Source organism: Paucimonas lemoignei (assembly GCF_004342585.1).
GTDB lineage: Bacteria > Pseudomonadota > Gammaproteobacteria > Burkholderiales > Burkholderiaceae_D > Paucimonas > Paucimonas lemoignei.
The window spans coordinates 1-1182 of sequence record NZ_SLZQ01000036.1; the positions used below are offsets into that span (position 1 = coordinate 1).

Genomic DNA, 1182 nt, shown 5'->3' on the forward strand with positions numbered 1-1182 from the left:
TGACCTGCTACCCGAGATTAGTACGGACTTGATGTAGAGTCTGCCTCTTAGGAGGCAGTATGAAGAAGCGATTCACCGAAGAACAAATCATTGGCATTCTGAAGGAAGCTGAGGCCGGTGCGAAGGTGGCAGAACTGTGCCGCAAGCATGGCATTTCCGATGCCACGTATTACAACTGGAAGGCCAAATTCGGCGGCATGACCGTGTCGGACGCCCAGCGCTTAAAAGCCCTGGAAGCGGAGAATGCACGGCTCAAGCGGCTGCTGGCCGAATCGATGCTGGATAACGCCGCCTTGAAAGATATCGTCGGCCGAAAGTGGTAGGCCCACAGGCCAAGCGTGCTGCGGTATCGCATTTGATGGCAGCCCATGAAATGGGTGTCACGCGCGCTTGTGGGCTGATTGGCATTTCCCGCTCCCTGTATCGGTATGAGGCAAAGCGTCCGGCCGATACAGAACTGAAGGAGCGGCTTTGTGAGTTGGCGGCGCAAAAGCGACGTTATGGCTATCGTCGCCTGCATGTCCTGCTATGTCGGGATGGCTGGGAAATCAACGCCAAGCGCACCTACCGGGTGTATCGGGAAGCCGGCCTGATGGTCAGGAAGCGAAAGCGCAAACGCATTGCCGGCGTGGAGCGGCAGGTGAAGGTGCCGGCACAAAAGCCCAACGAGAGCTGGTCTATGGACTTTGTTTCGGATGGGCTGGTGGATGGCAGGCGGCTGCGATGCCTGAACATCGTTGATGACTTCACCAAGCAATGCCTGGCCATTGAGGTGGATACGTCGCTACCAGGCCGGCGCGTAGTAGCTGTGCTGGAGCGCTTGGCGGAGACCCGAGGATTGCCGAGGTCGGTCACCATTGATAATGGCCCTGAGTTTGCCGGAAAGGCGCTGGACGAGTGGGCTTACAGTCGAGGATTACAATTGAGCTTCATCCAGCCGGGCAAGCCGCAGCAGAACGCCTACATCGAGAGCTTCAATGGCAAGTTCCGGGATGAATGCCTGAACGAGCACTGGTTTGTCTCGATGCGCCATGCCCGGCAGGTGATTGAAGAGTGGCGTTGCGAATATAATCAGCAGCGTCCGCATAGCTCGCTCGGCTACCTGGCACCAGACCAGTTTGCAGATAGTTTTATTACCGCAGACTCCATGTCCATTTCGGACTAAATCGGGTAGCAGGTCAA

Annotated in this window: 1 protein-coding gene; it reads left to right on the top strand. The window is 56.7% G+C overall.

Features of this window, described 5'->3' with window-relative positions; translation table 11 throughout:
- Positions 1-59: 59 nt before the first annotated feature.
- A protein-coding gene (locus EDC30_RS19350; protein ID WP_424447054.1) for an IS3 family transposase occupies positions 60-1165 on the top strand; the annotation gives its coding sequence in 2 pieces (ribosomal slippage) (positions 60-318 and positions 318-1165; 1107 coding nt in all).
- Positions 1166-1182: the final 17 nt, after the last annotated feature.